The sequence below is a fragment of the Lacrimispora amygdalina genome, from assembly GCF_003432035.1.
Lineage (GTDB): Bacteria > Bacillota > Clostridia > Lachnospirales > Lachnospiraceae > Lacrimispora > Lacrimispora amygdalina.
On record NZ_QOHO01000083.1, the window covers coordinates 25,090 to 51,301 of the forward strand.

The 26,212-nt window shown below is 44.1% G+C and carries 27 protein-coding genes; 24 read left to right on the forward strand and 3 right to left on the reverse strand.

Translation table 11 applies throughout. The annotated features are described in order from the left end of the window. Window positions 1–31 precede the first annotated feature (31 nt). Window positions 32–646 carry an HD-GYP domain-containing protein gene (locus DS742_RS23330; protein WP_117419361.1) on the forward strand — a complete coding sequence of 205 codons (615 nt, stop codon included), beginning with the start codon at window positions 32–34 and terminating at the stop codon, window positions 644–646. A gap of 100 nt (window positions 647–746) precedes the next feature. Continuing rightward, window positions 747–2,156, forward strand: a complete 1,410-nt coding sequence (locus DS742_RS23335; RefSeq protein WP_117419362.1) for a L,D-transpeptidase family protein — start codon at window positions 747–749, stop codon at window positions 2,154–2,156. 58 nt (window positions 2,157–2,214) lie between these two features. Here DS742_RS23335 and DS742_RS23340 read toward each other — a convergent pair whose 3' ends face one another. Further along, window positions 2,215–2,718 carry a hypothetical protein gene (locus tag DS742_RS23340; RefSeq protein WP_117419363.1) on the reverse strand — a complete coding sequence of 168 codons (504 nt, stop codon included), beginning with the start codon at window positions 2,716–2,718 and terminating at the stop codon, window positions 2,215–2,217. Between the two features lie 191 nt (window positions 2,719–2,909). On the opposite strand from DS742_RS23340, the gene DS742_RS23345 reads away from it, so the two are divergent. The 19 genes from DS742_RS23345 (at window position 2,910) to DS742_RS23435 (ending at window position 22,447) form a co-directional block, all read left to right on the forward strand. Beyond that, window positions 2,910–4,616, forward strand: a complete 1,707-nt coding sequence (locus DS742_RS23345) for a L,D-transpeptidase family protein (protein ID WP_117419364.1) — start codon at window positions 2,910–2,912, stop codon at window positions 4,614–4,616. 15 nt (window positions 4,617–4,631) lie between these two features. After that, on the forward strand, window positions 4,632–4,907 hold the full coding sequence (locus DS742_RS23350; RefSeq protein WP_117419365.1) for a GNAT family acetyltransferase: 276 nt from the start codon (window positions 4,632–4,634) through the stop codon (window positions 4,905–4,907). A 115-nt stretch (window positions 4,908–5,022) separates the two neighbouring features. Next, the gene (locus tag DS742_RS23355) at window positions 5,023–5,769 is read left to right on the forward strand and encodes a nucleoside phosphorylase (protein ID WP_117419366.1); all 747 of its coding nucleotides are present in this window, start codon (window positions 5,023–5,025) and stop codon (window positions 5,767–5,769) included. Between the two features lie 14 nt (window positions 5,770–5,783). Continuing rightward, a complete protein-coding gene (locus DS742_RS23360; protein ID WP_117419367.1) occupies window positions 5,784–6,386 on the forward strand; it encodes an ECF transporter S component in 603 nt (200 codons plus the stop codon). Between the two features lie 16 nt (window positions 6,387–6,402). Beyond that, window positions 6,403–7,179 carry an energy-coupling factor transporter transmembrane component T family protein gene (locus DS742_RS23365; protein WP_117419368.1) on the forward strand — a complete coding sequence of 259 codons (777 nt, stop codon included), beginning with the start codon at window positions 6,403–6,405 and terminating at the stop codon, window positions 7,177–7,179. Then, window positions 7,166–8,893 (forward strand): ABC transporter ATP-binding protein, encoded by a 1,728-nt coding sequence (locus DS742_RS23370; RefSeq protein WP_117419369.1) that lies wholly within the window; start codon window positions 7,166–7,168, stop codon window positions 8,891–8,893. The genes DS742_RS23365 and DS742_RS23370 overlap by 14 nt, the downstream gene beginning before the upstream one ends. Further along, window positions 8,893–9,381 (forward strand): transcription repressor NadR, encoded by a 489-nt coding sequence (locus tag DS742_RS23375; protein WP_242996708.1) that lies wholly within the window; start codon window positions 8,893–8,895, stop codon window positions 9,379–9,381. The genes DS742_RS23370 and DS742_RS23375 overlap by 1 nt, the downstream gene beginning before the upstream one ends. Before the next feature lie 85 nt (window positions 9,382–9,466). Next, window positions 9,467–11,140 carry a glutamine--tRNA ligase/YqeY domain fusion protein gene (locus DS742_RS23380; protein ID WP_117419371.1) on the forward strand — a complete coding sequence of 558 codons (1,674 nt, stop codon included), beginning with the start codon at window positions 9,467–9,469 and terminating at the stop codon, window positions 11,138–11,140. An 86-nt stretch (window positions 11,141–11,226) separates the two neighbouring features. Next, complete coding sequence (gene pdxR / locus DS742_RS23385; protein ID WP_117419372.1) at window positions 11,227–12,660, forward strand: MocR-like pyridoxine biosynthesis transcription factor PdxR; 1,434 nt, start codon at window positions 11,227–11,229, stop codon at window positions 12,658–12,660. A gap of 4 nt (window positions 12,661–12,664) precedes the next feature. After that, complete coding sequence (locus tag DS742_RS23390; protein ID WP_117419373.1) at window positions 12,665–13,555, forward strand: MORN repeat-containing protein; 891 nt, start codon at window positions 12,665–12,667, stop codon at window positions 13,553–13,555. Continuing rightward, window positions 13,552–14,541 (forward strand): AraC family transcriptional regulator, encoded by a 990-nt coding sequence (locus DS742_RS23395; protein WP_117419374.1) that lies wholly within the window; start codon window positions 13,552–13,554, stop codon window positions 14,539–14,541. Before DS742_RS23390 ends, DS742_RS23395 begins: the two co-directional genes overlap by 4 nt. A gap of 178 nt (window positions 14,542–14,719) precedes the next feature. Next, window positions 14,720–14,953, forward strand: a complete 234-nt coding sequence (locus DS742_RS23400; RefSeq protein WP_117419375.1) for a hypothetical protein — start codon at window positions 14,720–14,722, stop codon at window positions 14,951–14,953. A gap of 941 nt (window positions 14,954–15,894) precedes the next feature. After that, entirely contained in the window at window positions 15,895–17,325 is a 1,431-nt protein-coding gene (gene rhaB, locus DS742_RS23405) for a rhamnulokinase (RefSeq protein WP_117419376.1), read from the forward strand. A gap of 25 nt (window positions 17,326–17,350) precedes the next feature. Next, window positions 17,351–17,665, forward strand: a complete 315-nt coding sequence (rhaM, locus tag DS742_RS23410; RefSeq protein ID WP_117419377.1) for an L-rhamnose mutarotase — start codon at window positions 17,351–17,353, stop codon at window positions 17,663–17,665. A 22-nt stretch (window positions 17,666–17,687) separates the two neighbouring features. Further along, window positions 17,688–18,938 carry an L-rhamnose isomerase gene (locus DS742_RS23415; protein ID WP_117419378.1) on the forward strand — a complete coding sequence of 417 codons (1,251 nt, stop codon included), beginning with the start codon at window positions 17,688–17,690 and terminating at the stop codon, window positions 18,936–18,938. Window positions 18,939–18,950: 12 nt separating this feature from the next. Continuing rightward, the gene (rhaD, locus tag DS742_RS23420) at window positions 18,951–19,778 is read left to right on the forward strand and encodes a rhamnulose-1-phosphate aldolase (protein ID WP_117419379.1); all 828 of its coding nucleotides are present in this window, start codon (window positions 18,951–18,953) and stop codon (window positions 19,776–19,778) included. 117 nt (window positions 19,779–19,895) lie between these two features. Beyond that, on the forward strand, window positions 19,896–20,438 hold the full coding sequence (locus DS742_RS23425) for a biotin transporter BioY (protein WP_117419380.1): 543 nt from the start codon (window positions 19,896–19,898) through the stop codon (window positions 20,436–20,438). 23 nt (window positions 20,439–20,461) lie between these two features. Then, the gene (bioB, locus tag DS742_RS23430) at window positions 20,462–21,421 is read left to right on the forward strand and encodes a biotin synthase BioB (RefSeq protein ID WP_117419381.1); all 960 of its coding nucleotides are present in this window, start codon (window positions 20,462–20,464) and stop codon (window positions 21,419–21,421) included. Window positions 21,422–21,598: 177 nt separating this feature from the next. Continuing rightward, the gene (locus DS742_RS23435) at window positions 21,599–22,447 is read left to right on the forward strand and encodes a GNAT family N-acetyltransferase (protein WP_117419382.1); all 849 of its coding nucleotides are present in this window, start codon (window positions 21,599–21,601) and stop codon (window positions 22,445–22,447) included. Between the two features lie 137 nt (window positions 22,448–22,584). On the opposite strand, the gene DS742_RS23440 is transcribed toward DS742_RS23435, so the two are convergent. Continuing rightward, window positions 22,585–23,133 carry a hypothetical protein gene (locus tag DS742_RS23440; protein WP_242996710.1) on the reverse strand — a complete coding sequence of 183 codons (549 nt, stop codon included), beginning with the start codon at window positions 23,131–23,133 and terminating at the stop codon, window positions 22,585–22,587. Window positions 23,134–23,399: 266 nt separating this feature from the next. Here DS742_RS23440 and DS742_RS23445 point away from each other — a divergent pair, with 266 nt between their 5' ends. From DS742_RS23445 to DS742_RS23455, 3 genes are all read left to right on the forward strand, one after another. Next, window positions 23,400–23,690, forward strand: coding sequence for a co-chaperone GroES (locus tag DS742_RS23445; RefSeq protein ID WP_097005136.1), 291 nt, complete (start codon window positions 23,400–23,402; stop codon window positions 23,688–23,690). Between the two features lie 98 nt (window positions 23,691–23,788). Further along, on the forward strand, window positions 23,789–25,408 hold the full coding sequence (gene groL, locus DS742_RS23450; RefSeq protein WP_117419383.1) for a chaperonin GroEL: 1,620 nt from the start codon (window positions 23,789–23,791) through the stop codon (window positions 25,406–25,408). Window positions 25,409–25,460: 52 nt separating this feature from the next. Next, a complete protein-coding gene (locus DS742_RS23455) occupies window positions 25,461–25,970 on the forward strand; it encodes a DUF6106 family protein (protein WP_117419384.1) in 510 nt (169 codons plus the stop codon). On the opposite strand, the gene DS742_RS29830 is transcribed toward DS742_RS23455, so the two are convergent. Then, window positions 25,957–26,082: a hypothetical protein gene (locus tag DS742_RS29830; RefSeq protein ID WP_278336089.1), complete on the reverse strand. Its 126-nt coding sequence runs from the start codon at window positions 26,080–26,082 to the stop codon at window positions 25,957–25,959. The genes DS742_RS23455 and DS742_RS29830 overlap by 14 nt on opposite strands. Window positions 26,083–26,212: the final 130 nt, after the last annotated feature.

The window sequence follows — 26,212 nt, forward strand, 5'->3', positions numbered from 1 at the left end:
ATGCTAACTGGTAAAGCGGGTATAAAAGAACATGAAGAATGAATCTGGTTTTGGTTTATGCAAAAACGGCATTGATTATCATGAAATCATCGAATGCATCGTCAGTGCACTGGACGCCAAAGATCCCTATACGGCGGGGCATTCTCAAAGGGTCAGCGATATGGCGCTGGCCCTTTCCGGGTTTTTAAAGCTTGAAAGAGAAGAAACGGAGCGGATTCACATTGCCGCTCATCTTCATGATATTGGTAAGATCGGAGTTCCTGATGCAGTATTAAATAAACCTGACAGGCTTTCTCCCGACGAATGGGCTTCCATGAAAAAACACCCCCAGACAGGTGCTCAGATTTTAAGCAAATCCCGACATTTAAATGAACTGAAAGACATTGTTCTTCATCATCATGAACGGTATGACGGAAAAGGCTATCCTTACGGACTGAAGGGAGATGAGATTCCGCTTGGGGCCAGGATCATCTCCGTCTGTGATTCTATTGATGCCATGACTTCGGACAGGGGGTACCGGGATGCCTATTCACTGAAATATTGCTATGAGGAAATAAAGAAGAATTTAGGCATCATGTATGATCCCCGGATTGGAGCTATGGCATTGGAACATTGGGATGAATTAACGAAATATGTGGCGGACTGATTTGTGGATTTTGATACTTGTTATTCTGATGGAATCGTGCTAACCTAAGAAGAAGTGGGATATTTTCCCATAATAATTAATCAGCAAAGGATTTGGATGAATGAGCAGGAAACAGAGTCATGCAGGTACCGTAGGGATAATTGCTTTTCTGACAGCAGTTTTTATACTGGCAGGAGCTATAACTGCACTGGCAGATGATGCTTCTAAGTTTGTGCCCGGAACAAAGATCAACGGAGTTTTGGTGGGAGGTATGACTGTAGAGGAGGCAAAGGTACAGATAGAAGGTTTTTATGGAAGAGAGTATCAGCTTACCATAAAAGAAACGGGAGGTGCCTCTGAAGTAATTAAGGGATCAGATATTCAGTATCAGGTAGTGATCACCGACGGACTTCAGAATATACTGGCCCAGCAGAATAGTAACGGACGGGTGGCAGGTCCTGATATTGACAACAGCAGCGTTCTGAAAAGCACAGTAACCTACCAGGAAGAGAAGCTGAAAGAACGGCTGGATTCTCTTGCCTGTGTAAGCAGTAAGGATATTGTGGTTACACAAAACGCAAAGATCTCGGACTGGCAGGAGGGACAGCCCTTCACAGTGATTCCTGAGATTCAGGGGAACAGCGTAAACAGAAAGAAGCTTGACGAAGTAGTCCGGGCTGCATTAACCCAGGAGACCAGACAGATCAGTCTGGAGGAAAATGGCTGTTATGATACCATTACTGTGACATCACAGGATTCAGGACTGGCAGCCAGATGTGCGGCGCTTAACCAGATCAGGGAGATGAAAGTCACATATTTATTTGGCAGCCAGTCAGAAGTGCTGACTGGAGAACAGCTCTGTACCTGGATTGAAGGCTCGGACCAGACAGGTATCCACATAAGCGGGGCAAAAGCTGCAGCATATATTCAGTCACTGGCAGGAAAGTATGATACGGCTGGAAAAGCACGGCCGTTTAAAGCGGCTGACGGCAGGGATTTGTCTCTTTCCGGTGCATATGGCTGGCGGATTAATCAGGAAGCGGAGACTCAGGCGCTTATTGCCATTGTTCAGAGCGGACAAAGCCAGGAGAGAAATCCCCAGTACAGCCTGGCAGCAGCTGACCGTAATGTGGACTGGGGCGGTACTTATGTGGAAGCGGATATGGCTGCCCAGCATGTTTATATGTATCAGAACGGCAGTGTCATATGGGATTCCCCCTGTGTGACTGGGAATGTATCAAAGAAACTATCCACGCCGGAAGGCATTTATACCCTTGCCTATAAGCAGACTGACCGTATACTGCGGGGTGATAAAAAACCGGACGGAACTTATGAATATGAGAGCCATGTAGATTACTGGATGCCCTTTAACGGCGGAATCGGTTTTCATGACGCCAGCTGGAGAAGCAAATTCGGAGGTTCCATCTACCAGACCGGCGGAAGTCATGGATGTATTAATCTTCCTCCCAAAAAGGCAAAGGCTCTTTATGAGCTGATTTATACCGGAATACCCGTTATATGCCATTATTAATAAAAAAGCTGTCTTACGGCCTGCCAGATGAGCGGATAAGACGGCTTTTTTCATGGGTTTATTCATTATCAGAGCAAAATACGATGATCTTTGAAGGCGTAATTTCGGCTGGAATATGATCGGAAGCAGACATATAAAGAATAAAAAGATAGTGCTCACCGGGGCTGAAAAGATAATTCTGTCCATTGGCAAGAACGACCTGTGTACTTCCATCTGCCGGAATATTCAGCTTTATAGTCTGCGCTGCATTTGATAAGTCTTCATCAAAATAATCCAGGGCCGCTTCATAACCATCACTGTTTTGTGCCATAACAACAGCCAGGTACTGGGGAGGATAAATTAGGGGGACAGGTACATTGGTGTCGTATACGCCGATAATCCGTTCACCAGGACGGAAGGTATGCTGTTCTAAAACAAAGGTCTGGGGAGTTACGACAAAATTAATCTGCCCCAGGTTTTGTGCGTTCACAGAAAGAAGCAGGGAGCAGCTGCTGCCGGAAACCGAAGTATAAAAGGGAGAAACGGAACTGATGATTCCGTATACAGATAAATAATTAGCCATAAATTGGTTCTTTCCAATTGTTCTTATCCATATCTTATGAAAGGCAGGAAGTCAATATGAATATTCTGGAAATGTCAGGTCAAATCGTAATAAAAAAGTCAAGAAATATACCATAAATATTTAGACATATTTCGAGGTTTTACGATATAATAATATCTGAATAAAAAGGCTAGTTAAGAGGTAGGAAATAAATGGAAAAGCAAAAGCCCCACAGCAGGAAGAAAAAGTCATTGGGAATCGGGGGTCTGGCTGTAATCGGAGGCGGGTCCGTTGCCGTAGTCGCATTAATAGCGGCGCTTACATATTTACAGATCGGAAGACAGTATAAAGAGGTGTTTTTCCCCAACACCATTATCAATGGTATGGATGCATCCAAAAAATCCATTGATGAGGTTAAGACGATGGTTGCAGCCGGCATTGACGGTTACCAGCTTACAATTAAAGAACGGGGTGACAATACAGAGATCATTAAAGGTACTGATATCGGCATGGAAGCAGTTTTTGACGGAAGTGTGGAAAAACTGCTGCAGCAGCAGAAACCTCTTGAATGGGCAAAGCATATTAGGAAATTTCAAAATTTTGATATAGGAACCCTGGTAAAATATAATCAGGACCAGTTTGATGCAGCTGTAACAAAGCTGTCCTGTTTCCAGGAAGATAAGATAAAAGAACCCCAGGATGCTGCCATTTCACAGTATGAGTCCGGTAAAGGGTATCATATTGTGTCGGCAGATGAGGGAAACCGGCCTGATCCGGAAAAGGTGAAATCGCTGATATCGGCTGCTGTCATGGATTTAAAGACAGAGGTATCCTTAGACGAAGGCGATGCTTATAAAAAACCGCAGATCACAGCAGATGATCCTGACCTGGTCAGCCAGGTCCAGACCTTAAACCGGTATACCAACGTGAAAGTAACCTATCAGTTTGGCGATAAGAAAGAAGTGTTAAACGGCGATACCATTTCCAAATGGGTGGGAGTAGGAGAAGACGGCAAGGCGTTTTTAAGCAGTTCTGAGGTAACTGCTTATGTAAAAGGGCTGGCTTCAAAGTACGATACGGTATCAAAGGCAAAGACTCTTAACACTTCCTATGGTAAGACGGTAAAAATAACCGGAGGAAGTTATGGCTGGAAGATTGACCAGAAGGCCGAAGCCGATGAACTGGCAGGAATTATCCGCTCTGGAGAAAGCCAGGAAAGAGTTCCTGTGTATAAGCAGGAGGCCGCCAGTTTTGGAGAGAATGATTATGGCAATACCTATGTGGAAGTAAATCTCACAGCCCAGCATTTATATTTTTATAAAGATGGTAAACTGGTTCTTGATACTGATTTTGTATCAGGAAATGAATCAAAGGGCTGGTCAACCCCGGCAGGCGTTTACTCCCTTACCTATAAGCAGAAGGATGCGACCTTAAAAGGAGAGGATTACAGAACCCCGGTCGCTTACTGGATGCCATTTAACGGCAACATCGGATTTCACGACGCTACCTGGCGAAAGCAGTTTGGAGGAAGCATTTTCAAAACCAGCGGGTCCCATGGCTGTGTAAACCTTCCGCCTGCGATGGCCAAAACTCTTTTTGAAAATATTCCGTCAAAAGTGCCGGTTCTCTGCTACAATTTACCTGGTACGGAATCAAAGACAACCTCAAACGGTACAACGAAAACCGAAACGACTGCGACAACGCCGGCAACAACGCCTTCCACAACGTCAGCTCCGGCCACAGCGGCCGCGACAACAGCCGCACCGACAACGGCGGCTCCAACAACGGAAGCGCCTGCAACATCTGCGGTAACAACGCCTTCCACCCAGGAAACCCCTGTTATGAATAACCCCCAGCAGGAAGCCGGCCCCGGAGTTTCCAAGTCCACTAAGAAAAAAACAGGTCCCGGTGTCAAATAAGGAGATTGATTAGTCATGCTTAAGAAAGAAACCTTTGTACCAATCCAGTTTTTTAAAAAAGAGGCTTATACAGGAAGCATGAATGGAATGCGGTATCGGATTAATAAGGAAGAAGAGGGGCTTGAAGTTACCGTATATCCCCAGCCATACTGTTATGAAGCGACTCCCGATGAAAAAAAGACGAAAGCAGTTTTCCCTTTTTCGGAGGAAGGAAGAGAGCAGGCTTTGGAGTGGATCAATAAACAGTTTACTGAGAAACAGGATCTATGGTCAGCTGCCATAAGAAAATAAATAAAAACAAAAAATTTTAAAAAAGAAAGGAGCTGTCTTGTCACCTGACATTTGGTTGACAAGGCAGCTCCTTTGTGCTAAATTCAGAGCAGAGAAAAGGAAGGAGATGGTAATTTTGGCTGAAATCATGCCCCATATCAGGCTGTCTCACAGTCAGGCAGCACCCTATGCTCTGCTGCCTGGGGATCCGGCCCGCTTAGACCGGATTGCTCCATATCTGTCGGAGGTGCAGGAGCTGGCTTACAACAGGGAATACCGCAGCATAAAAGGCCTTTATCATGGAGTGCCTGTGATGGCGGTTTCTACCGGAATAGGGGGAGCATCGGCCGCAATCGCTGTAGAGGAGCTATCAAGAATCGGAGTCCGTGGAATGATCCGGATCGGCAGCTGCGGGGCCCTTAAAAAAGGAATCGGACTGGGAGATTTAATTCTGGTAAACGGAGCCGTCAGGGATGATGGAGCGTCCTCTTCCTATGTGGATTCCAAGTATCCCGCAATCCCGGATACGGGACTTCTGATTGACTGTATGGAAAGCGCTAAAGCATTGGGGGCAAGGACTCATGTTGGAATTGCCAGAAGCCACGACAGCTTCTACATCGATCAGGAAGAGGAAATCTGCGCTTACTGGGCGGGGAAAGGTGTACTTGGATCTGACATGGAGACGGCTGCTGTATTTGTAACAGGAGGCTTGCGGGGGGTTAAAACGGCGTCCATACTGAATACAGTGGTGGAATATCAGGATGAGCTCTCAGAACAGATTAACAGCTATACTGACGGCGAATCTGCCATGATGAGAGGGGAACAAATGGAGATCCTTACAGCGCTGGAAGCGTTTGTACGAATGAATCAATCAGGATCATGAATGGAGGAAATGAGATGAATCATTTATTTAAGACCAGGCTGCACGCAGCCACTTTTGTGCTGATACCGGCCTGCATCGGAATTAATTATTTAGGAAAACTTTTTGCATCAGTTTTAAAACTTCCTCTTTGGCTGGATTCCATCGGAACCTGTATCGGTGGAGTGCTTGGAGGTCCGGTCATCGGGGCTGTCTGCGGAGCCGCCAACAACCTGATTTTTGGCTTTACCACCGGTGATTCCATCACTTTGATCTATGCGTTAACCAGTCTGGGAATCGGAGCTGCAGTGGGAATCATGGCAAGACTTGGACATATGGAAAAGCTGTCGGGAGCCATTCTGACTGCAGTAGCTGCAGGACTTACGGCAGTTGTCATCTCCACTCCTTTAAATGTGATATTCTGGGGCGGTGCAACCGGAAACGTCTGGGGAGATCTTTTATTCGGGTGGTCCCAGTCAGCCGGATTGCCTGTATTCTTAGGATCATTTCTCGATGAACTGGTTGTGGATGTGCCGGACAAGCTGATAACAGTCCTCATTGTTTTTGCCATAATGAAAGGACTGCCTAAAAAACTCACCTCCCTTTATGACGTCAATGATGAAGTAGAAAGTCTGGATTAAGAAAGGGTTCATTCCTATGAAAAGCATTAGTCTCTACGTAGATAAGGACAGCTATTTAACCAGACTTCACCCGTTTGCCAAGATGGTTTATATTCTGGCAGCCATCAGCGTGCCTCTGATTGGAGGCGCGCTGTGGATGTACGGGCTGTTTCTGGTAATCAGTCTGGGCCTTTTGATCAGCGGAGGAATCTTAAAAAAGGTTTTTCCGCTGATTGCATTTTCATTTACCATTATCATCACTATTTTTCTTATTCACGGTCTGTTTAATAAGGAGAACATGACGATTCTGTTTCGGATCGGAGCTCTGGCCTTTTATCAGGAAGGTCTCCTTTACGCATGCCGGATCGGTCTTAATATTTTAAATATGCTTCTTGCTTTTGCGGCATTTGTACTGACCACCAAGCCCGCGGATCTGGTGGATGATTTGGAACAGACCGGTTTTTCTCCCAGATTCGGATATATGATCACCTCTGTTTTTCAAATCATACCTCAGATGATGGCAACCATGAATACCATTTTAGATGCCCAGAGGAGCCGTGGAATGGAAACTGAAGGAAGCTTATTTACCAGGGCGAAGGCGTTTATTCCTCTGATTTCTCCCGTAGTCAGCAGCTCTCTCATCAATACCAGGGAACGGGCGATTGCCCTTGAAGTGAGAGGATTCGGATCAAAAAATAAAAAGACTTTTTTAAGAGAACACCGGCTTTCGGGCAGGGATAAACGGTTCATGATTCTCATGGTTCTGTTTATTGCGGCTTCGGTTGTATGGAGGGTGATGTATGGCATTCATTGAAGTGAGCGGTTTGAAATACCGGTATCCCCACACCCGTAGGCTGGCCCTTGACGGGATTGGTTTTGAAGTGGAAAAGGGAGAGTTTATCGGGATTGCAGGGGAGAACCAGGCAGGAAAAAGCACTCTTTGCCAGGCATTTGCGGGGCTGGTTCCTACCATGTTCCGGGGAGCGTATGGAGGAAAGGTGTTCATAGACGGAATGGAAGCTTCAAAGGTACCGATTGCAGCGCTGTGCCAGAAGGTGGGCCTTGTGTTTCAGAATCCGTTTAACCAGCTGTCCGGTGCGAAGGATACGGTTTATGATGAAATTGCTTTTGGCCTTCAGAACCTTGGAATTCCAAGGGAAGAGATCGGAAAAAGAGTGGAAAATGCATTACGGATTTTGGATATCATCAGGTATAAGGACAGGAATCCCTTTGATTTATCCGGTGGACAGATTCAGAGAGTGGCTATCGCCAGCATTCTTGCCATGGAGCCGGAAGTTCTTGTCCTTGATGAGCCGACCTCCCAGCTGGATCCCCAGGGCAGCGAGGATGTGTTTCAAGTGGTTGAAAAGCTGGCAAAAACCGGAATCACCATCATCATGGTAGAACAAAAGATGGAAAAGCTGGCGGCCTATTGTGATAAAATACTATTGCTTCATCAGGGAAAACAGGTGGCTTATGATGTTCCGGAGCGTATTTTTTCCAGAGATGATTTAAGTAAGCTGGGAGTGGAGCCTCCTGTATACACCCAGGTTTCCAAAGCTCTTTCCGTGCACAGAAAAGAGGGAGAGGAGCTTATCTATCCCGTAACCTTAAAACAGATACAAAAGTTAAAGGAACAGTTTCCTCTCAGCCTTCCCGGAAGAATAAGGGGCAGGAAAGGAGTGAAACAGGAGACGGAGATATTTAACATAAAGGATCTGGGGTTTTATTATATACCTGGCGCTCCTGTGATTGAAAATCTTACACTTACCCTGGATGCGAGACCGACTGCAGTGATCGGACAGAACGGCGCCGGAAAAACTACCCTGGTTAAGCTGCTTAAGGGACTTTTAAAACCAAAGGCTGGAACTGTTTTGCTTGAAGGGGAAGATATTTCAGGGCGGACGGTGGCCCAGCTTGCAAAAAAGGTGGGATATGTATTTCAGAATCCCGATGACCAGATTTTTAAAAACCAGGTTTTGGAAGAGGTGATGGTAGGCCCCTTAAACATTGGCATGACGAGAAACGAGGCGGAACATCGCGCCAGAGAAGCCCTTGAGATGGTGGGGCTTCTCCATGCAGCAGAAGAAAATCCTTATGATCTGGATCTGTCTGAGCGGAAAATGGTAGCAATTGCATCCGTTGCCGCAATGGACCCTAAGGTGCTGATATTAGATGAACCCACCATCGCCCAGGATGCCAGGGGACGGGAAGTATTGGGGAAGTTAATCCGTACCATGACAGAAAAAGGAAAATTCGTACTGGCAATCCTTCATGACATGGATTTTGTGGCCCGTTATTTTGAGCGGGTTATTGTTATGGCAGGGGGAAAAGTGATTTCAGACGGACCGGGAGAGGAGGTTTTTTACCAGAAGGACATTCTTTTAAAAGCCCGGCTGGAGCCGCCTCACATCACTAGACTTTGCGAACTCCTTGGATATGAAGGAGCATTTTTGACAACAGAGGACATCAGAATACAAGGCAGGTACGACGAGACGTGGATGGAAGCAGAAGAAGAAAAAAAATAGTGGAACTATTAATTGCGCAAGGACAGCCGGTAGCAGGCGGAGATCTGGCCAGGAGACTGGGCGTAAGCAGACAGGTGGTTGTACAGGATATCGCACTTTTGCGGGCGGAAAATGAGAGAATCATATCCACCAATAAAGGCTACCTCCTTCACAGAGGAGAAGACGAAGATAAACAGGCATATATAAGGATCTTTCGGACCAGCCACCGGACAGAGCATACCTTAGATGAACTTAATACCATCGTTGATTATGGGGGAAGGCTTAAAAATGTGCTGATTGAACACCAGTTATACGGACAGATTGAGGTGGATTTAATTATTAACAACCGTCTGGATGCTGCAGAATTTGTGGAGCATATGAAATCCTCCAATGACCAGCCCTTAAATGTACTGACTGGAGGCTGTCATTATCATACTGTAGAGGCAGATACGGAGAAAAATCTGGATTTTATTGAGGCAGAGCTGAAAAAGAAAGGCTATCTGATATAGGATTAAGACGTTTTCCCCCTTTTCGAATTGATTGAAGTATGATATGATATTGTATTATTGAAGTGACTGACATGGAGGAAGAAAGATGGAAGATAACAAAGATGAAATAATTTCTAAAAACTTTATTGAACAGGAGATAGACAAGGATCTTTTAGAAGGCGTTTATAACCATGTGCAGACCAGATTTCCGCCGGAGCCAAACGGTTATCTGCATATCGGACATGCCAAATCCATCCTGTTAAACTATGGCCTGGCTAAAAAGTATGGCGGAAAATTCAACCTCCGTTTTGATGATACAAACCCGACAAAAGAAAAGACAGAATTCGTGGAATCCATTATTGAGGATGTAAAATGGCTTGGTGCAGAATTTGATGACAGGCTTTACTTTGCTTCTAACTACTTCCAGGAGATGTATGACTGTGCAGTTCTTTTAATAAAGAAAGGAAAGGCATTTGTCTGTGATTTAACGGCCGAAGAGATCCGGGAATACAGAGGAGATTTTAAAACCCCGGGTAAAGAAAGCCCCTACAGAAACCGGAGTGTGGAAGAAAACTTAAAGATGTTTGAAGAGATGAAAGAAGGAAAATACAAAGACGGCGAAAAGGTATTAAGAGCCAGAATTGATATGTCATCTCCCAACATCAACATGCGTGATCCGGTCATTTACCGTGTGGCACGTATGACCCATCATAACACCGGGGACAAATGGTGTATTTATCCCATGTATGATTTTGCCCACCCCATAGAAGATGCCATTGAACATATTACCCATTCCATCTGTACGCTGGAATTTGAAGATCACAGACCGCTGTACGACTGGGTAGTAAAGGAATGTGAATTTGAAAATCCGCCCCGCCAGATTGAATTTGCCAAGCTTTATCTGACCAATGTAGTGACTGGAAAGCGTTACATCAAAAAGCTTGTGGAGGACAACATTGTTGACGGCTGGGAAGATCCCAGACTGGTATCTATCGCTGCGTTAAGAAGAAGAGGCTATACACCGGAATCCCTGCGTATGTTTGTAGACCTGGTAGGTGTTTCCAAGGCCAACAGCTCTGTTGATTACGCCATGCTTGAATACTGCATCAGGGAGGATTTAAAACTGAAAAGACCCAGAATGATGGCGATTTTAGATCCCGTTAAACTGGTAATCGATAATTATCCGGAGGATACCACGGAGTATTTGGATGTTGCCAATAACCTGGAAAATCCGGAGTTGGGTGAGAGAAAAGTTCCATTTGGAAAAGAACTTTACATTGAGCGGGAAGATTTCATGGAAGAGCCCATTAAAAAGTATTTCCGTTTATTCCCAGGCAATGAAGTCCGCCTCATGAACGCTTATTTTGTCACCTGTACAGGCTGTGAAAAAGATGAGAACGGCAATGTTACCGTTGTTCACTGCACCTATGACCCGGAGACAAAGAGCGGTTCCGGATTCGAGGGCAGAAAAGTAAAGGGTACCATTCACTGGGTGGCTGCAGCCACTGCGCAGGAAGTGGAGTGCCGCTTATACGAGAACATCGTGGATGAAGAAAAAGGGAAGTTAAACGAAGACGGAAGCTTAAACTTAAATCCCAATTCCCTGACTGTTTTAAAACACTGTTATGTGGAGCCCAGCTTTGAAGGAGCCAGGGCATATGACAGCTTCCAGTTTGTAAGAAACGGCTTCTTCTGTGTTGACTGCAAGGACAGCACACCGGAACATCTGGTATTCAACCGGATTGTATCCTTAAAGAGTTCCTTTAAAATTGCAAAATAGTACAGCTGAACAAAAATGCCGCATGACCGAAGGATAAGGGACGTGCGGCATTTTTTCCTATCCGGTAAAGGAGGAATGTTTATTTCATGGAGCTGATGATACCCTTAAAGAATCAGCCGGGATGGCCTTATTACAGCCAGATTTACAGCTACATTAAGAGTGAAATTGTAAAAGGCAATCTAAAACCGGCGGTCCGCCTTCCCTCCACCAGACTGCTGGCGGAGCATTTAAAAGTCAGCAGGAGCACCACCCAGATGGCCTATGAGCAGCTTTTATCAGAGGGCTATATTGAAGCGGTTCCCTGCCGGGGTTACTTTGTGCTGAAAATCGACGGACTTATTGATACCGGTCAGGAAAAAATGAAAAGACAGCCCTCTTTTTTTTCCGATACAAAAAAGAAAAGCGGAAAGAAAGAATGGGCTGTGGACTTTTCTCCAAGAGGAATTGATCTGTGCAGTTTCCCCTTTAATACATGGAGGAGGATATCGAAAAATACGCTGATTGATGATAACAGGGAGATGTTTGCAGCCGGGGATCCACAGGGAGAATTACCTTTCAGGGAAGCGATCCGTTCCTATCTTCATTCTGCCAGAGGAGTCAACTGTCTCCCGGAACAGATCATTGTAGGTGCAGGAAGCGAATATATGCTGATGCTGCTTTCCCAGATTCTTGGGAGGGACAGAACCATTGCCATGGAAAATCCTACTTACAGACAGGCATACCGGGTGTTTGACAGTCTGCAGTATCAGGTTGTGCCGGTGGATATGGACCAGTCAGGAATGGATGTGCGGCTGCTTGAAAAAAGCGGAGCGGATATTGCCTATGTCATGCCCTCCCATCAGTACCCAACCGGAATTATTATGCCGGTCAAACGCAGGCAGGAATTACTGGCATGGGCGTATGAATGTGAGGACCGGTATTTAATTGAAGATGATTACGACAGTGAGTTCCGGTATAAAGGAAAGCCGATTCCTGCCCTGCAGGGGATGGATGACAGGGACCGGGTGATTTACTGCGGAACCTTTTCCAAATCCATCGCTCCGGCCATCCGTGTCAGTTATGTGGTATTACCTATGACGCTCTGCCGGATTTATCAGAAACGGATCAGTTTCTACGCTTCCACTGTATCAAGAATTGACCAGAATATACTCTACCAGTTCATGTCCGAGGGGCATTATGAGCGCCATTTAAACCGGATGAGAGCGTTGTATAAATCCAAACATGATGTGCTGACTGCCGGTTTAAAGTCCTTTGAAGATCAGTTTTTTATCGGCGGCGAGCATGCAGGACTTCATCTGCTTCTTACCGACCGGCGGGGAAGAACGGAGGAGGAACTGGTTGCAAGGGCAGAGGAGCGAAACGTAAAGGTATATGGTCTTTCCGGTTCCTTTATCCACAGGGAGCACAACAAATACCCGCCGACAGTCATTCTTGGATTTGCAAATCTGACTGAGGAAAAGATACAGGAAGGAATCGTTCTTTTAAAAGAAGCCTGGTCGGTTGACGGCAGTAGGGGGTGATTAAGTGAACCATGATCTGAATAAAACAAAAAGAGAGGAAAATTTAAGGACAGGAATCACCATTGCCCTGGTGTATGTTCTGATGTTTCTTTTAAGTGTGGCAGGAACGGTAAGAAACAGTAAGGAGGTACCGATTAAGGAACCACAGCGAAGTAAGATCCAGGCACAGGATGCACCTGCAGAGAAAATGGCCATAACTGAGACACAGGATCCCGGAATATTTTTAAAAGCGGCTGACCAGGAGTTTTTGGAAGGATTGACCGGAAGGTTTCAGGAAGGGGATTTAGAAGGAGCTGCCAGGCTTGTAGAGGCAAATCAGAATTCTTTAAATGAGTTTCCCTGCATGTATTCGGAAGGCAGGTTAAAACGTGAAATAACAGACGGTGCAGGACTGGTATTCTTAAAACCAGCAGTAGTCTTTTATGGAGATTTTAAGAATGGAGTTCCGGATGGGACTGCTGCTGCGATTTCAGTTCTTAGTCTGGAAGAAGGCAGACGATATGATTATTCTTATGGAAACTGGAAGAATGGAAAGATGAACGGCAGCGGAGAATGTGGTTACCGTTATTACGATGGAGTGACACAGGATATTACAGTCAAAACCTCAAAAAACGGAATGTTTCAGAATGATCTCATGCAGGGAGAAATCACTTATTCCAGCACCAACAGGCAGGGGGAGACGGCTGTCTGGCAGTTTCAGACTGCAGACGGGGTAATAGTACGAAATGACCGGTGGATCAGGGATACAGATGCAAATGGAGCAGTCATCTATAAACTCCTGGCTAACGGTGAAAAAGACCACGCTTATGCACTCAGTGAACGAGCCATAGGTGAGGATAGATGGAAGAACTTAATCCTGTTCTCCCAGAACGAAGGAGGAGGCACCAAACAGTGAATCAGGAGATTATTAATCGTCTGGCGGTCATCACCGATGAGGAACGGGAAATCATAAACGGACGGACGGAGATCGACCGGAAACGTTATACAGAGGGGCAGGAGCTGGTGATTGACAGTAAAAAGATGCTGGAGCACGGTAAAATGATCCGCATCAGGCCACATACCAGATTTGTTCATTTTCCAAGACATAAGCACAATTATATAGAAGTGATTTATATGTGTCAGGGAGAGACGACACACCGCATTGACGGGGAAGAAGTGGTGTTAAAGACTGGGGAACTGCTGTTTCTAAATCAGCATGCATCCCAGGAAATACTTCCCGCAGGTGAGAGAGATATTGCGGTTAACTTTATCATTCTTCCGGAATTTTTTGATACCGCTTTTCAGATGATGGGGGAGGAGAAAAACCTTCTGAGGGATTTTCTGGTGGGCAGTTTGTGTTTTGATCCACGTTATGCAAGTTACTTACATTTTCAGGTGGCAGACGTTCTGCCGGTACAGAATCTTGTGGAAAATATGGTCTGGACCCTGCTCAATGACCAGCCCAATAAAAGAAGCATCAATCAGGTTACAATGGGTCTTTTATTTCTCCAGCTGATGCATTACACGGATAAAATCAGCCATACAACAGAAAGTTTTGACCAGAAGCTGACCTTTCAGGTTTTAAAGTTTATTGATGAAAATTATAAGGACGGAGAACTGACAGAACTTGCAGCCCGGTTAAACTACAATATTTACTGGCTGAGCAGAGCAGTAAAACGTCTTACCGGCCGGACTTTTAAGGAACTCATACAGATTAAACGGCTGAATCAGGCATCGTTTCTTCTGCTTAATACCAGACTTTCCATAACCGATATATCAGTTGCAGTAGGCTATGATAATACCAGTTATTTTCACCGGATTTTCCGGAATTACCATGGCATGTCTCCAAAAGAATACAGGGATAAGAATTTATCATTGCCGTTTCCGGAAGGAAAGAGATGATAAAATCACATTCATTCTTTGCAAAGAAGTTAAAACTTTAACCGGGGCTTTAAAAAGAAGAAAAGAAAACTAAGATAATTTATTAAAAAGTTGTATTTCTGTAATAAAGAAAAATAAATCTGCATATACTTGGTTATATATGGTTAATTTAATAATATCTGTAAAGGAGAGGACCAATATGCCAAGAGGAGTCAGAAAGACAGCACTGGAAAAACTTCAGGAAGAGTTAAAGGAAGTGCAGGAATCCATTAAGCAGTATAAGGAATGTCTCATTACACTGGATGAAAAAGAAAAAGAAATTCAGGATAAAATAAAGCTGGAACAGTTTAAGGAAGTATCCACAATACTGGACGAGCACGAAATGTCTATTATGGACTTAAAAGAATTACTTATTTCTTCCAAAACTGATTAAGGATTGTATTAATGGCCGGCTGGAAAATGCAAATAATTCCAGTTATTCAGTTTATTACTCGTTGTTTTTATTTATGCAAAATGGTATCAAAATAACAATCAAGCGTCATGGTATGCTGAAATTCAGTATTTCCGTGGCGTTTTGCATTGTTGTTGATTATTAAGATTTATCTTTATGTGGGCATGGGGGACATTACTGCAATAATTGCATAATTAAAGGCAGTTTTCCAAAACCTATGGATAGTGGTGGCGGTATGTTTGATTAGGGACAGTATTGTCCGCTTCCAGAAGTGGCAGCAAACCACGAGAGAACACCGAGAAAAGGAACGAAGTCGAGGGAAAGGCGGGAAACGGCAGCAGTACCGTTATTGTACCTGCTACCAGGGATAAGTAATATCACATTAAAATGGGATATGTTACCATAGTGATATGGAACAATCGTGTAACTGCAAGGGCGTTGGCCTTCTATCTCTACATAGATAGGAGGTGGTGCGGATGAAGTATGGCTTTAAAGATCTTATGGCCTTTGCTTCATTCATTTTAGCATTGCTTACCTTTTCTATCATTCATATAGGTGTTACAGTGCCTATAATGCAAATAAGGACGCAGTTTTAATTAAACAGCGACCTTATTTTTTGTGTGAATATCCGTTATGATAAATAAAGAAATACCCTGCGGGTATCCCTTTATGCCCAAAGAGCATGGGCAAGAATAAGGAAACACCCTGCGGGTATCCCTTTATGCCCAAAGAGCGTGGGCAAGAACAAGGAAACACCCTGCGGGTATCCCTTTATGCCCAAAGAGCGTGGGCAAGAACAAGGAAACACCCTGCGGGTATCCCTTTATGCCCAAAGAGCGTGGGCAAGAACAAGGAAACACCCTGCGGGTATCCCTTTATGCCCAAAGAGCATGGGCAAGAATAAGGAAAGGAGTGTGGTGCGGATGGAGAAATATTATCTTGCCGTAGACATTGGGGCCTCCAGCGGCCGCCATATACTTGGGACTGTACAGGACGGCAAAATAGTTCTGGAAGAGATCTACCGTTTTGAAAACAGCATGAAGCAGGAGGACGGGCATTTGTCCTGGGATGTGGAGTCCTTATTTGCAGAAATAAAAGAGGGATTAAAGCAGTGTAAAAAGCTGGATAAGATACCTGTCAGTATGGGAATTGACACATGGGCAGTGGATTTTGTTCTTCTTGATGAGAATAATAAAATTCTTGGAAGGGCAGCAGGATACCGGGATGGCAGAACATCGGGAATGGATGAGAAGGTATATGAAATCATTTCCCAGAATGATTTATATAAGAGAACCGGAATTCAAAAACAGATTTTCAATACGATTTATCAGCTTATGGCTGTTAAAGAAAAAGAGCCGGAACTTCTTAAGAGAGCGGAATCTTTCCTTATGATTCCCGATTACTTTAACTTTCTGCTGACCGGAGAAAAAAAACAGGAATATACCAATGCTACCACGACCCAGCTGGTGAGCCCTGTAACAGAGAACTGGGATTATGAACTGATCCGTATGCTCTCCTATCCGGAAAAGCTGTTTGGTCCATTATCCATGCCTGGGACTAATGCAGGACAGTTTACGGAGGAAATCATAAAAGAGGTGGGATTTTCCTGTACAGTGGTACTGCCGGCCACTCATGATACCGGTTCTGCAGTCATGGCAGTTCCTAAAGTTCCGGATAAGGAAGGTGAAGAGGATGATATTCTCTATATCAGTTCTGGAACGTGGTCTCTTATGGGAACGGAACTTCTGGCTGCGGATTGTTCCAAAGAAAGCATGGAAGCTAATTTTACCAATGAAGGCGGGTATGATTACCGCTATCGGTATTTAAAGAATATCATGGGCCTTTGGATGATCCAGTCGGTGAAAAAAGAACTGGCCGGGAGAGGGGAGCATTATTCCTTTGCAGAGCTGTGTGACCTTGCTTCAAAAGAGACGATCCCTTCTCTGGTTGACTGCAACGACAGCAGTTTTCTGGCTCCGGAAAGCATGATAAAAGCGGTTGTAAATTTCTGCAGAAATAAAAAACAGCCCGTTCCTAAAAGCGCGGGAGAGATTGCGGCAGTAATTTATAACAGCCTTGCGGTTTGTTATAAAGAAACGGCAGAAGAACTGGAATCCATTACGGGAAAAACATATTCAGACCTTCATGTAGTCGGCGGTGGTTCCAACGCAGCCTACTTAAATAAATTAACTGCGAAGCAAACCGGTAAGACTGTTTACGCCGGACCGGGAGAAGCGACTGCAATCGGAAATCTGCTGGCGCAGATGATTGCTAGCGGGGAATTTAAAGATTTAAAATCAGCAAGAGAATCAGTTTACCGGTCATTTGCTGTAAAAGAATATAAGCCGTTGTGAGAGGTTTTGTAAAGGAGAGGGAACTATGATCAGAAAATCATTTAAAATGTATTTAAATGAAGGAATGGCTGAAGAATATGAAAAGCGTCATAATCTGCTCTGGCCGGAGATGAAAGAGATGATTCATGAGTGCGGCGGCCATAATTATTCCATATTTTTAGATGAAGAAACCAATGTGCTGTATGGATATATTGAAATAGAAGATGAGGAGAAGTGGGCCAAATCTGCAGATACACCCATTAACCGGAAATGGTGGGACTATATGGCGGACATTATGAAAACCAATTCTGACAACAGCCCTGTTTCAGACGGGTTAAAGCCGGTATTTCATTTAGACTGAGAAAAGAGAGGAAGAAAAAACCATGACAATCAAAGAAAGATATGAAGCGGCAAAGGAAAGCTATAAAGCAGTAGGAGTTGATACGGACCAGGCACTTCTTGCACTGAAACAGATCCCTATTTCCATGCACTGCTGGCAGGGAGATGACGTAACCGGGTTTGACGGAGCCGGTGCATTATCAGGGGGAATCCAGACCACTGGAAATTATCCCGGACGGGCACGTAATCCCAAAGAACTGATGGCAGACATGGACAAGGCGCTGAGCCTGATTCCGGGAAAACACAGAATTAATCTTCATGCAAGCTATGGAATCTTTGAAGAGGGAGAATGGGCTGACCGGGATGAACTGGAACCGAAGCATTTTGCTAAATGGGTGGAGTTTGCAAAGGAAAGAGGGATCGGCATTGATTTTAACCCAACCTTATTCTCACATCCAAAGGCAGAGAATGCCACCTTATCTAGCGAAGATCCTGAAATAAGAGCGTTCTGGATCCGTCATGTTAAGGCCTGCATCCGCATTTCTGAGTATTTTGCCCAGGAATTAAATACTCCCTGCACCATGAATATCTGGATACCGGACGGATTTAAGGATATTCCCGCCGACCGTACCTCACCAAGAGCAAGGTTAAAGGATTCCCTTGACCAGATCCTTTCCATGGATTACGATAAGTCTAAGGTATACGTTGCAGTGGAATCCAAGGTATTTGGCATCGGAATGGAAAGCTGTACGGTAGGCTCCCATGAATTTTACATGAACTACGCATCAAAGAATGATATTCTCTGTCTGCTGGACAGCGGACACTATCATCCGACGGAAGTAGTTTCCGATAAGATATCTTCCATGCTGCTGTTCTTTGATAAAGTGGCGCTTCATGTAACCAGACCGGTTCGCTGGGACAGCGACCATGTGGTATTATTTGACGATGAGACGAAAGAGATTGCAAAGGAGATTGTACGGGGCGGAGCAGACCGCGTCCTTTTGGCCCTGGACTTTTTTGATGCCAGCATCAACCGTTTAAGTGCCTGGGTAGTAGGAATGAGAAACATGCAGAAAGCTCTTTTAAATGCACTTCTGCTTCCAAATGAAAAACTGGCTGCTTTACAGGAATCCCGTAATTTTACAGAGCTTATGATGCTTCAGGAAGAGTTAAAGCTCTACCCGGTCGGCGATGTATGGAACTATTTCTGTGAGTTAAACGGAGTACCTGCAAAAGAAGACTGGTTCAGTCAGATTACCGCATATGAAAAAGAAGTACTGGCAAACCGCAAATAGAGGAGAAAAAACATGAAGATTTTAGATGCAGAATTTGTAACAGGTTTTATCCGTATGTGTGACGATGGTTTTAAGCAGAACTGGCATGAAAGAAACGGAGGCAATTTAAGCTACCGGATTAAGCCGGAAGAGGTGGAGTCTGTAAAAGAAGAATTAAACAGAAATACTCCCTGGCAGCCAATCGGAACAACGGTTAAGGATCTGGCAGGAGAATATTTTATGGTAACAGGAAGCGGAAAATATTTCCGCAATGTCATTCTGGATCCGGCTGCCAATACCTGTATCATAGAGATCGATGAATCCGGAGAAAATTACCGGATCTGCTGGGGACTTGTAAACGGAGGCCGCCCCACCAGTGAGCTGCCTTCCCACTTAATGAATCATGAAGTGAAGAAGAATGCAACCAAAGGGCTGCACCGCGTCATTTACCATGCCCACCCGGCAAACGTTATTGCGCTGACATTTGTGCTTCCATTAGAGGATCGTGTGTTTACAAGAGAATTGTGGGAAATGGCTACGGAATGTCCTGTTGTTTTCCCTGGAGGCGTGGGTGTTGTTGGCTGGATGGTGCCGGGCGGACGTGATATTGCAGTTGCAACCAGTGAACTGATGAAGAAATATGATGTGGCAGTATGGGCTCATCATGGTCTGTTTGCTTCCGGTGAGGATTTTGATTTAACCTTCGGATTAATGCACACAGTTGAAAAATCTGCGGAGATTCTGGTAAAAGTGTTATCCATACGTCCGGATAAGCTCCAGACAATCACACCGGAGAACTTTAAAGATCTGGCACGGGATTTTAAAGTGACACTGCCGGAAGAGTTCCTTTATGAAAAATAGAGGATTGTTTTGTAATAGAACGATGGATTGTTAACCGAGTTATATATTTTGGTTGACATTTTAAAAATCCCTTTGTATAATGGTGAAAAATGACATCAATATACAGGGGGATTTTTCATGAAAAATTTAAAAACAAAAGAAATTACGTTATGTGCGCTGTTTGCTTCTCTGACTGCAATTCTGTCTCAGGTCACCATACCCATCGGCCCGGTTCCCGTTAATTTCGCTCATCTTTCCACCTTTCTTGCTGCCTGTTTACTGGGATCAAGACTTGGTGCATTAAGCCAGCTTACCTTTGTCCTGATGGGTGCGGCAGGGCTTCCGGTTTTCTCTGGTTTTAACGGCGGACTGACCAGGATCGCCGGGCCTACGGGAGGTTATATCATCGCTTATGTTGTGTCTGCTTACGTGACCGGCTGGATTGTGGAACGTTTTGGTAAACGGACGGTTAAGGCGCTGGCAGTATCGATTCTTGCCGGCTGGCTGATTACCTATGTTTTTGGAACCCTGTGGTTTTCCTATATCACCCATACCTCTTTTTCGGCTGCACTTGGGCTTTGCGTGATTCCGTTTCTTCCTGGAGATTTATTAAAGACATGCATTATTATTGTGTTGGTACGCCGTTTATATTCGGTGATTCAAAGAGCCCTGCAGTGGTAAGGCGGGATATGAGGAGGCAGTAAATGACAGATACATATGAGAATCTTACAAAGGAGGATGCCAGGTCCATACTCCTGATGCCGGATGAAGAACTTCCAAAGCTCCTTGAGGCGGCATATTCCTTAAGAAAAAAGCATAAAGGAAATATTGTGGATATTCACCTGCTGACAAATGCCCGCAGCGGCAACTGTACGCAGAACTGTGCCTATTGTGCCCAGTCCGGACAGGCGAAAACAGATATTGATACATATGAGCTGATTACCAGTGACAAGCTTATAAAAGACGGTTATGTGGTAAAAGAAAAGAAGCTGGCACGCCACTGCATCGGGCTAAGCGGAATCCGTTTTTCTGATGAAGCCATTCTGGCATTTGCTGAGGAAATTAAGAGACTTAAGAAAGCAGCGGATACTCCGGTCTGCTGCTCCATCGGATTTCTCACAAGAGAGCAGGCAGCGGCTTTAAAGAAAGCGGGTGTGGACAGAATAAACCACAACTTAAATACAGGCAGAAATTATTATCCGAATATCTGCACGACCCATACCTATGAGCAGCGGATTGCCAATATTCAAATGCTGAAAGGGATGGGGTTTGAACTGTGCTGCGGCGGAATCGTGGGACTGGGAGAGAAGCCGGAAGATGTGGTGGACATGCTGTTTGAGATACAGACCATAAATCCCAAGGCAGTTCCGATTAATTTCCTGATCCCTATAAAAGGGACAGCACTGGAGAATCAGAGTACTGCCATTCTCACTTCAGAGTACTGTTTAAAAGTTCTTTGCCTTGCCAGACTTTTAAACCCGGATTCAGATATCCGGTGTGCGGCAGGAAGGGAGCTTTATTTAAAAGGAAAAGAAAAATGGATGTTTTATGCGGTAGATTCTGTATTTGCTTCCGGATATCTTACCGCAGGCGGTGAGAGCATTGACAGCACGATAAAAATGATTCGGGATGCCGGGTTTGAATACTGTATTGAACCTGGGTAAATCAGTTATATTTTCTTTACTTAAAGCAGGCCGCTGGTGAAAACAGCGGCTTTTATATTTGACAATTATGCATCCTCAATGCCCGGTCTGTAGTAGTACAGATTTAATATTGTATATTTGACCTATAAGTAATTGCATTATATACTAAAGCCACTAAAATATAAGGGGGCAGTCTTAATGATTGAATTAAAAAAAGAAATGTTTCAAAATCTGATTTTGACATTACAGGCAGCTAAGATTAATACTTTATTTGCCATGTCAGTATTGGAGAGAAAAGCAGACGGAAAAGTTTTTGCTGATGATAACACCTCACCAGCTTCATTTTATCTTCAACATCCCTATGGAATGTCTTTACTATATGGAGAAAACGGTAATGAAGCGTTTTATGGAGAACTGAAACCACATCTGCTCAATTCTGACAAATGCAGAAAAAGAGCGGAATGGCTTCAGGTATATCCTGCCGCGCTATATTCGAAGATGGAAACTCTTTTAGGGGATAATTTAATCAAAAAAGGGGCGGATGAGCCGTACAGTGATCCGTCGGCAGCGGAAGCTGATAAAGTCCTGGAATATCAGAGAATTAATTTTACCTTCCGGAAAGAAAAGTATCTTGCCTTCAGGAGAAGTCTTCCAAATGAACTAGCCGAAATTGTCTCAATGACAGAAGATATTTTCAATCAGCTGGCTGGAAACGTAGTGCCGAAATATTTTTGGAACAGCTACTGTGATTTCGAAAAGAATGGGATTGGATTTACGCTGTTATTAAAAGATAGGATCCCAGCTTCTACCGCCTTCGCATCCTGTGTAATTGACCGTAAACTTGAAATTGGAATTGAGACGGGCACAGAGTACCGCGGTTTAAGCTTTGCAGCAAGGGTTTGCGCACGATTGATCGATTATTGTCTCGAAAATGGCTTGGAACCTGTTTGGTCTTGCAACTCGGGAAATATGGGTTCCAGAAAGCTTGCAGGGAAATTAGGATTTGAGGAATGCAAAAGAATTCCCTATTATCGTTTACCATTTTAAGCTGTTGTCAAATGGAACCTTGGTGCCGTATGATTATCAGCTAATGCCTTCTGCCCATGAAAGAAACACTAAAAAAGGAGTATATTCTGAGACATTCCTTCAAAAAATACTCCTTTTACCTGCATACAGCAGAAAATTTATTGCAATTCTTCCTCCACAATGGTGGTGGTATCATCGGAAGATCCCGCTGTTACTGTGTTGTCTATCTGTGATTCATCTGCAGCAGGTTGTCCTGATTCAGAAGCGGAATAATCCAGACCGCCGTCTTCTGTAATGTCAGAATCCTCCTCTTGCGTATCTTCCTTTTCCATTGCAGAATCAAACATATCCTTCGCTGTATCAGCCACTGCAGAAGCTGCTTCCCTGGCTGTATCGCTTACTATGGTAGCTGCATCCTTCATCATGTTTTTTGCCGCAGTTGCTGCGTCTTTCGCTGCGTCTGCCATATCGGAGGCTGCTGTCTTCAGCTCATCCTTATTAGCATGAAGAGAAACATAGTTGCGGTTCATCGTACTGTCAATCTTGGAAATGTCATCATTCCCGTCATCTTCAAAATCATGGAAGTTTTCTTCCAGCTCCTTATGGAAGGATTTGTATTTTGTAAAATAAGAGATGCCGGCGGCAACAGCACCGGCGATAGTGGCAAGTGCCACGAATTTCCCAAAACCATTACCTCTTTTTGCCATTTTAAAACACTCCTTTCATTCTCTAACCTATTGTAATACTTACCCGAAAAAAAATAAAGGTATATAATAAGAAAATTTCTATAAACTATGTAAGTAACGGCTCAATCCGATTAAATATGGTAAAAATGTAAAAAAAATATAAAGTTAGCACTCAACTATTGACAGTGCTAATAATGAGTGATATAACATATTATGTGAATAAAAAATAACTTCTTTCTATAGGCCATAAGAAAGAAATAATAAGAAGGTTATGAGGAGGAATTGCAATGAAATTAGTACCATTATTTGACAAAGTTGTGTTAAAACCATTGGTTGCAGAGGAGACAACAAAGTCCGGTATTGTTCTGCCGGGTCAGGCAAAAGAAAAGCCGCAGCAGGCGGAAGTCATCGCAGTAGGACCTGGCGGTCTTGTAGATGGTAAGGAAGTTTCCATGCAGGTGAAAACAGGCGATAAAGTAATCTTCTCCAAATATTCAGGAACAGAGATCGAAACCGGAGAAGACGACGAGAAATATGTAATTGTAAAGCAGAGTGATATTCTGGCAGTAATTGAATAATAAACGCAGTACCGTCAGGTAACAGCAGATTTTGATAAAAAAGGCGTGATTTCCTAATATAAGATCACAAAATAAAGTTTAAACTGGAGGAATGAATCATGGCAAAGCAGATTAAATATGGCGTAGAAGCCAGAAAAGCACTTGAATCAGGAGTGAATCAGTTAGCAGATACCGTTCGCGTTACATTAGGTCCGAAAGGAAGAAACGTTGTACTTGATAAATCATTTGGAGCACCGTTAATCACCAACGATGGTGTAACCATTGCAAAAGAAATTGAACTGGAAGATGCCTTTGAGAATATGGGCGCACAGCTGGTAAAGGAAGTTGCTACCAAGACCAATGATGTTGCCGGTGACGGTACCACAACAGCAACCGTACTGGCTCAGGCTATGATTAATGAAGGTATGAAGAACTTAGCTGCTGGTGCAAACCCAATCGTTTTAAGAAAGGGTATGAGAAAAGCAACCCAGGCTGCGATAGATGCAATCGCAAAGATGAGCGAGCCGATCAAAGGAAAAGCTTCCATCGCAAGAGTTGCAGCGATCTCTGCAGCAGATGATGAAGTGGGTGAGATGGTAGCTGACGCTATGGAGAAGGTTTCCAACAACGGCGTTATCACCATTGAAGAGTCCAAGACCATGAAGACAGAACTGGACCTTGTAGAAGGTATGCAGTTTGACAGAGGCTACATTTCTGCTTACATGTGCACCGATATGGAGAAGATGGAAGCAAATCTTGACGATCCATATATTCTTATTACTGACAAGAAGATTTCCAGCATTCAGGAGATTCTTCCATTATTAGAGCAGGTTGTTCAGTCCGGCGCAAGACTTCTTATCATTGCTGAAGATATTGAAGGCGAAGCATTAACAACCCTGATCGTTAACAAATTAAGAGGAACCTTTAATGTAGTAGGTGTAAAAGCTCCTGGCTACGGTGACAGAAGAAAAGAGATGTTACAGGATATCGCAGTTTTAACAGGCGGTACAGTAATCTCTGAGGAACTGGGCTACGAATTAAAGAGCGCAACTCTTGATCAGTTAGGCCGTGCAAAATCTGTTAAGATCCAGAAGGAAAATACAGTTATCGTTGACGGATCCGGTGACAAGGCTGCCATTGATGCAAGAATCGGTCAGATTAAGAGCCAGATCGAAGAAACAACTTCTGATTTTGATAAAGAAAAATTACAGGAAAGACTTGCTAAATTATCCGGCGGCGTAGCAGTAATCCGTGTTGGTGCTGCAACAGAAACTGAGATGAAGGAAGCAAAGCTTCGTATGGAAGATGCGTTATCTGCAGCAAGAGCAGCAGTAGAGGAAGGTGTAATCGCAGGCGGCGGTTCTGCTTATATCCATGCAATCACTGAGATTGAAGGTCTTGTAAACGGACTGGAAGGCGATGAGAAGACAGGCGGAAAGATCATCTTAAAGGCTCTTGAAGCTCCGTTATACCACATTGCAGCCAATGCAGGACTGGAAGGCAGCGTCATCATCAATAAAGTAAAAGAATCAAAAGTTGGCACTGGCTTTGATGCATACAAAGAAGCTTACGTAGACATGGTTGATGCAGGTATTCTTGATCCTACAAAGGTAACAAGAAGTGCACTTCAGAATGCTACCAGTGTTGCATCTACCTTATTGACAACAGAGTCTGTTGTTGCTAATATTAAGGAAAAAGCACCTGCAGTTCCGGCTCCGGGCGGAATGGATATGATGTAAGATTTGTACGAAAGAGACGCCTTGCAGGTATGAGAAAGGATCCAGTATTATTATGAATGAAATGTATGCAGAATGGCTTGTAAAGAGGAAGTCTCCGGCTTATACCATGCTACTGAAAATTGTGATGGGAATTCTGTGCGTGATCGCATTTTTCCTGTCCATCTCTCCGGTTTTCGGTATCTTTGGAGTGATCATATTGTTCGCTGCCGGAGCTGCAACCTACGTCGTATTCCGCAACAGTGAAGTGGAATACGAGTATCTGTTTGTGACCAATACATTGTCCATAGACAGAATTTACGGCAAAAGCAAACGTAAGAAAGCCTGGGAAGGATCGATGGAGGAAATTCAGATTGTAGCGCCTACCGGTTCTACAGAAGCCAGAGATCATGAAACAGGCACCATGAAAGTACTGGACTTTTCTTCCCGAATTCCGGATGCCAAAACTTATACACTGATCAGCCAGTCCGGTTCAGAGCGGATAAAGATTATTTTTGAACCAAACGACAAGCTGCTTCGCTGTATGAAGATGACAGCACCCCGCAAAGTAGTTACTCAATTATAATAACAGGAATCAGACGGTTTTTATCAGACCGTCTGATTCTTTTTTTGTATCTCGGTACAATAAAACCACCGGCTATGCCGGTGTGTCCCCAACTAGCTTTAGCTTCAAGCAAAAAACCTCCTATGTTATAATAGTTGTGGGTTTGCCAACCACAAAAATCACATAGGAGGTATCCAAAATGGATATGAATAGTTTAGCCCATACCACATGGGAATGCAAGTATCATTTAGTTTTTGCGCCAA